The organism is Streptomyces sp. NPDC002306 (assembly GCF_053593435.1).
The window spans coordinates 151,050-157,049 of the sequence record NZ_JBSFCK010000016.1 but is presented as its reverse complement, the minus strand read 5'-3'; the positions used below and the strand labels follow the sequence as shown (position 1 = coordinate 157,049).

Sequence of the window (6,000 nt, the reverse complement as noted above, 5' to 3'; positions counted from 1 at the left end):
ATCACCCAGCGACTCCAGATGCTGGATGTTCACCGTCGAGACGACATCGATCCCCGCCGCCAGCAACTCCTCCACGTCCTGCCACCGCTTCGCATTACGCGAACCAGGAACATTGGAATGGGCCAGTTCGTCCACCAGAGCGACGGCGGGAGCGCGTCGCAGCACCGCGTCCACGTCCATCTCGGTGAAGACCGCGCCCCGGTACTCCAGCTCCCGGCGCGGGATCTGCTCCAGCCCGTGCAGCATCACCTCGGTACGCGCCCGCCCGTGGTGCTCCACGAACGCCACCACACAGTCCGTACCGCGCTCCACCCGCCGATGTCCCTCGGACAGCATCGCGTACGTCTTGCCGACGCCCGGTGCCGCACCGAGGTAGATCCGAAGCTTGCCGCGTGTCATGTTTCCCATTGTCTTCCAGTGACTGCTGCGTACGCAGCGTCGACCTTACGGCCAACGATGTCGACAAAAAGAACGAGGAATGGGGCGGAGAGCGTCTTTGACGCAACTCTGACGCGGCGAGAACCCCGTGGAAAGCCCGGCTGGACGCGAAATGCCGGGCGCCGGATACCGGGCGCCCGGCCGAGATCGAGGCGGCGATCCGGTTCAGTTCGGGTTGTCGCCGTGGGTGAGCGTCTCCCAGGCGACGAACAGGTTGTTGCTGCCGGCCGGACGGTTCTGCTGGGTGAGCGTCTGGGTGTTGGTCATCGCGATGCCCAGCCGGTTGTGCAGGGCGTTGTATCCCACCTCGGTGACCGGCCCGAGTCCGAGGGTGAGGGAACCGCCGCACAGCCAGCTCGGGACGGCCGTGCCCAGCTGGTACTTGGACTGGAAGCCGAGCGCCTGCCGCAGCCGCTCGCCGACATCGGTGCCGTACAGGTCCTGGCCCTGGATACGGCTGGTCTCGGCGATGTGGGATATCGACGAGATGCCGTAACCGGTGTGCACGAAGTCGCGGCAGGTCTCCTGGGTGAGGCCGGTGACGAAGGTGGACTGGCCCTGCCAGTAGCTGACGATCTTCGCCGTGGTGTCGAGGTTCTGGCTCGGCACCGTCTTCGGCACCGCGCCGTCGGTGGAGAGGTAGACGTAGGCGGCCGTACGCGTCCGGAACTTCGCCATCGCCTTGTCGTACGACGTCTTGTCCTCGAGGAAGACGGAGATGCCGACGGCGGCCTCCATCATGGTCAGTTCCCAGTTGCCGTTGGAGTTGGAGCCGTTGATGATCTCGGGGAGGTAGACGTCACGGAGCGTGCTCGCGAAGCGGCCGGAGTTGGTCCACGTTCCGGTGTACGTGTACTTGATGATCTCGGCGGCCTTGGTCCAGGACGAGCCGGCCCAGCCGGTCTGTAGCGGCGCGTTGCTGTTGGTGTGGTCCTTGATCACGGCGGACCAGGCGTCCATGAGCGCGATGGACTTCTTCGCGTACCGGTCGTCCCGGGTGATGTACCAGACGAGGGCGTCGGTGTACGCCGCTATCGCGTCCTCACGCTCGTCGGTGCAGCCGTAGTTGGGGTTGGAGTACGAGCCGCACTCGACGGTGGCCCGGGGCTTGGGGGTGCGGTTCAGGTCGGCGTACTTGCTCGCCAGCATCTGGTCGTACGCGCCCTTCCAGGGCTGGGCGCCGGCGTTGACCTGGGTACGGGCGAAGTCCAGCTGCCCCCTGGAGACGGTGACTCCGGGGTGGACGAAGGTGGCGGGGGCGGCTTCGGCCGGACGGGCGGCGGGCCAGACGAGGGCGCCCGCGACAACGGCGGTGACGGTGGCGAGGAGTGCGGTACGGCGCATGGTGGGGGGCCATCCGTTCTCGTATGTGAACTGTGAGCGCCTGCATGAACAGAGGCGCTGGGCCGAGAACATAGGTACAGACCAACCGCCCGTCAAGGGATCGCGCACGAACGCCCGGGCGCACCACACACGCTCCGCCCGTGCGCCCGGGCGCACGACGAAGGGCCGCACCCCCGAAGGGAGTACGGCCCTTGTGTACGTCCGTGCTCAGCGCACCTCGGTGATCTCCGGTCCGCGCTGCAACTGGCCCATGCCGCCGGAGAAGCGCGAACCCGCCTCCTCCTGCTGGACGCCCTCGGGGACCATCTGGGCGTCGTTCGGCAGCTTCAGGACGATCGGGTCGCGGGGGGCCATCGGGCCCTCGCCCCGGACCACGACGGTGTCCCGGAAGATCTGCTCCAGCAGACCGGCCGCCTGCGGCTGCACCGCGCCCTGACCGGAGATGACCCCGCGCAGGAACCAGCGGGGACCGTCCACACCGACGAACCGCACGACCTGGAAGCCGCTCGTGCCGTCGGGCAGCTGCACCGGCACCTGGGCCCGCAGCTCCCAGCCCAGCGGACCCTCGACCTCGTCGACGATGCCGCCCTGCTGGGTGATGCCCGAGCCGATCTCCTCGCGCACCTCGCCCCAGATGCCCTCACGCTTGGGCGCCGCGAAGGCCTGGAGCTGGATGGCGCTGTCGCGCAGCACGACGGTGGCGGCGACGATCGCGTCACCGGCCACCTCGACCCGCAGTTCCATGCCGTCGACTCCCGGCACGAACAGACCGCCGAGGTCCACGCGGCCCTCGCCCGGTTCGCGCACCTCGGTGTCGTCCCAGGGTCCGTCGGGCCGCGGCTCGGGTTCGAGCCGCACGCGCTCGCGCACGCCCCCTTCGTCCGTCTCGGTGTCGACGCTGTCGACGACCTGCTCGGCCTCGCCGGCCGCGCCGTCGGCGGCATCCCTGTTCTTGCGACGTCCGAACACGTCACTGTCCTTCCCGGTCGGATACGACCGAAGCGTATCTATACCCACCCGTTGTGCCGCCCTTGGCGGCCTCACCGCTTGTGCCGCTCACGCCGCCCACCGCGGCATGGCCGCCGGTCGACCCGAAGCCCCCCTCGGCCCGCGCCGATCCGGGAAGTTCCGCCACCTCCTGGAAGCGGACCCTCTCGACCTGCTGGACAACCAGTTGGGCAATCCGGTCGAAGCGCTCGAACCGCACCGACTCGTGCGGGTCGAGATTCACCACGATCACCTTGATCTCCCCACGGTACCCGGCATCAACCGTCCCCGGGGCATTCACCAGGGCCACGCCGCAGCGGGCGGCGAGCCCGGAACGCGGGTGCACGAAGGCCGCGTACCCCTCGGGGAGGGCGATCGACACCCCGGTGGGGAGCACGCCCCGCTCGCCCGGCTTCAGCTCGCGGCTCTCGGTGGTCCGCAGGTCCGCGCCCGCGTCACCGGGCTGCGCGTACGACGGAAGCGGCACCTCGGGGTCGAGGCGCCGGATCTGCACGTCCAGGGGGGCACGGCCGCCGGCGCTCACGGGTTCACCTCGAAGGCACGGGCACGCCGGATCTGGTCCGGGTCGCTCATGGCGGCCCGGATCTCCTCCTCGCGGCCGTGGTTGACGAAGTGCTCGACCGCGACCTCGATGAAGAGGGCGTCGGCGCGGACGGCGACGGGCCCCTCCGGGCCGCCGATGCGTCCGGTGGCGGTCGAGTAGATCTTCCGTCCGGCCACCGCCGTCACCTCGGCCTCCAGGTGCAGCGTCGTACCCACCGGGACGGGCCGTACGAAGTCGGTCTCGAGCCGTCCGGTCACGGCGACGGTCCGCAGCAGCCAGTTCAGCGAGCCGAGGGTCTCGTCGAGCGCGGTCGCGAGCACACCGCCGTGCGCGAGCCCGGGAGCGCCCTGGTGGGCGGCCTGCACGGAGAACTCCGCGGTGATCGTGACGCCCTGTCCGGCCCGTGCCTCCAGGTGCAGCCCGTGGGACTGCCCGCCGCCGCATCCGAAACAGTGTTCGTAGTGGGCACCGAGGAGCTCGCCGGGTGCGGGAGCATCGGGGTGCCGCACCGGCTTCGCGGCGTCGGCGGGAGGCTGAAGAGCCAGGGAAGTACCACTCACAGCCGCAGACCTTACCCGCGCGTCGGTGCGACCCCGACACCGTGCCAAGCTTGGCCCCATGCAGCACACCGCCACCCCGTACGAAGAACGCCTGACCGCCCCCCGCTCGTGGTGGCTCATCTCGTTCCTCGTGGGCGTCGCCCTCGCCCTCGTCCTGCTCCCCTTCGGCCCCCTGCCGACGCTCGGCGGACTGGTGGGCGGAACGGCGGCCGCGGCGGTCACGGCCAGCGCGTACGGCTCCCTCCGCATCCGGGTCGTGGGCGACTCCCTGATCGCGGGCGAGGCGAAGATCCCGGTGTCGGCGCTCGGCGAGACCGAGGTCCTGGACGCCGAGGAGGCCCGTGCCTGGCGCACCCACAAGGCCGACGTGCGTGCCTTCCTCCTGCTGCGCGCCTACATCCCCACGGCGCTGCGCGTGACGGTCACCGACCCGGCCGACCCGACGCCCTACCTGTACCTGTCGACCCGCGAGCCGGAGCGCCTGGCGCAGGCTCTGAAGGCCGCCCGGGAGGCCGCGGCGTAACGTCCGGGTCCGCCGGGAGCCCGCGGAGGTCGCGACGGCCTGGAGACGGGCTGGAGGGCCGGGAACGGCTCACTGGGTCCGTCGGCGCCCTCGCCCGCCCGGTCTCAACCCCCCAGCTCCTTACGTCCCAGGTCCTTGGAGATGTCGCCGAGCTTCAGCGGGTCAGCCGGAGATTCCAGCGGCGGCAGCTCGGGCAGCTCGTCCCAGGGCACCTGCATCTTCCGCAGGTCCGTCCGGATCCGGGCGGCGAGTTTCTTGGTGTCGCGGCGGTTCATGACCGCGCCCACCGCGGCGCCGACCATGAACGGCATCAGGTTCGGCAGGTCCCGGACCATGCGCTTCATGATCTGCTGCCGGAGCTCGCGTTTCATGTGACCGCCCAGGGCGGCGTTGACGGTCGACGGCTTCATCACGTCGATCCCGCGCTCGCCCGACCACGAGCGCAGGTACACGGTGCTGCGGTCCTTCAGGGGACCCGGCGGCCGCACGCCGTACACCTCGTGGAGCTCGGCGATCAGCTTCAGCTCGATCGCCGCGACCCCGGTGATCTCCGCGGCCAGTTCGGTCGGCATCGCGGGCGGCACGGGCAGCATCGCGGCGGCCCCGACACCCGCTCCCACGGTCGAGGTCGCGTTGGCGGCGCCCGCCACGAGCTTGTCGGCGAGCTCCTCCGGCCCCAGGCCCGGGAACTGCCTGCGGAGCGCCTGAAGGTCCCGTACGGGGACCCGTGGGGCGATGTCGATGATGCGGTCGGCCAGGTACGCCAGACCCGCCCTGGCACGGCTGCCGCCCTTGCGGACGCCGTCCTTGGCGAGGTCCCTGGCCTTGTCGCGGATCGCCGCGGCCCGTCGCCTGGCGACGGGTGCGGGAGTCTCCACCGGCGCCGGGAGGTCACCCCGATCGCCTGCCGGTTCGAGCGAGGCCGAGCCGGGCGACAACTCTGTCGCACCGGATGAGCCCCGCTCGTCGTCATGCGCGCCGCGCGGGCCGTCGGACGGCCCGTGGTCCGCTCCCCGCAGGGGGAAGCGGCGCTTCCGAGGTGGGGTCGAGCCAGTCACGGCCGACCCGCCCTCAGTCGCAGTCGCGACAGATCGGCTGGCCGTTCTTCTCGCGGGCCAGCTGGCTGCGGTGATGCACCAGGAAGCAGCTCATGCACGTGAACTCGTCCTGCTGCTTCGGCAGCACTCGGACGGCCAACTCCTCGTTCGAGAGGTCGGCTCCGGGCAGCTCGAGGCCCTCGGCGGCCTCGAACTCGTCGACGTCGACGGCCGAAGCGGACTTGTCGTTCCGCCGGGCCTTCAGTTCTTCAAGACTGTCCGAGTCAACGTCGTCGTCGGTCTTGCGTGGGGTGTCGTAGTCGGTTGCCATGGTCGCTCTCCCCCTCTGGGTATCTGCGGTGTCTCCAGCGCACTAACGCGTGAGAGGCCGGACTTGTGCCCGACCTGAGGCGGAGATTTTGCCTCACATCAAGGTCTGTTACTCAATCGACACCCAACCGGACTCCTCAAGAGTGATCGGCTTGGATGGCGATCGGGACCGTACACGGTCCTCGTGCCGCTCTTCAAAGGCGTCTCACCGTGTAC

8 protein-coding genes are annotated in these 6,000 nt (G+C 70.1%); 1 reads left to right on the top strand and 7 read right to left on the bottom strand.

Translation table 11 applies throughout. From position 1 onward, the window contains the following. The 5 genes from ACWCQK_RS27490 to ACWCQK_RS27470 form a co-directional block, all read right to left on the bottom strand. The coding region (locus tag ACWCQK_RS27490) for a histidine kinase (protein ID WP_451159314.1) at positions 1–399 on the bottom strand (399 nt) is incomplete at its 3' end. A gap of 204 nt (positions 400–603) precedes the next feature. Then, positions 604–1,782, bottom strand: coding sequence for an alginate lyase family protein (locus ACWCQK_RS27485; protein WP_451159312.1), 1,179 nt, complete (start codon positions 1,780–1,782; stop codon positions 604–606). A 207-nt stretch (positions 1,783–1,989) separates the two neighbouring features. Further along, positions 1,990–2,751: a DUF3710 domain-containing protein gene (locus tag ACWCQK_RS27480; RefSeq protein ID WP_451159310.1), complete on the bottom strand. Its 762-nt coding sequence runs from the start codon at positions 2,749–2,751 to the stop codon at positions 1,990–1,992. 1 nt (position 2,752) lies between these two features. After that, on the bottom strand, positions 2,753–3,313 hold the full coding sequence (gene dut, locus ACWCQK_RS27475) for a dUTP diphosphatase (RefSeq protein ID WP_451159308.1): 561 nt from the start codon (positions 3,311–3,313) through the stop codon (positions 2,753–2,755). Further along, entirely contained in the window at positions 3,310–3,894 is a 585-nt protein-coding gene (locus ACWCQK_RS27470; protein WP_451159306.1) for a PaaI family thioesterase, read from the bottom strand. The genes dut and ACWCQK_RS27470 overlap by 4 nt, the downstream gene beginning before the upstream one ends. 58 nt (positions 3,895–3,952) lie before the next feature. On the opposite strand from ACWCQK_RS27470, the gene ACWCQK_RS27465 reads away from it, so the two are divergent. Then, positions 3,953–4,417, top strand: a complete 465-nt coding sequence (locus tag ACWCQK_RS27465) for a DUF3093 domain-containing protein (RefSeq protein WP_451159304.1) — start codon at positions 3,953–3,955, stop codon at positions 4,415–4,417. A gap of 104 nt (positions 4,418–4,521) precedes the next feature. Here the strand turns inward: ACWCQK_RS27465 and ACWCQK_RS27460 are convergent, their stop codons facing one another. Next, positions 4,522–5,475, bottom strand: coding sequence for a hypothetical protein (locus ACWCQK_RS27460; protein ID WP_451159302.1), 954 nt, complete (start codon positions 5,473–5,475; stop codon positions 4,522–4,524). Between the two features lie 13 nt (positions 5,476–5,488). Beyond that, the gene (locus ACWCQK_RS27455) at positions 5,489–5,785 is read right to left on the bottom strand and encodes a DUF4193 domain-containing protein (RefSeq protein WP_003993510.1); all 297 of its coding nucleotides are present in this window, start codon (positions 5,783–5,785) and stop codon (positions 5,489–5,491) included. Positions 5,786–6,000: the final 215 nt, after the last annotated feature.

What these genes read in the sequence shown, in the direction of transcription:
- ACWCQK_RS27455 (WP_003993510.1), bottom strand. Translation starts at nt 5,785, where the DNA reads ATGGCAACCGACTACGACACCCCACGCAAGACCGACGACGACGTTGAC.
- ACWCQK_RS27465 (WP_451159304.1), top strand. Translation starts at nt 3,953, where the DNA reads ATGCAGCACACCGCCACCCCGTACGAAGAACGCCTGACCGCCCCCCGC.
- ACWCQK_RS27485 (WP_451159312.1), bottom strand. Translation starts at nt 1,782, where the DNA reads ATGCGCCGTACCGCACTCCTCGCCACCGTCACCGCCGTTGTCGCGGGC.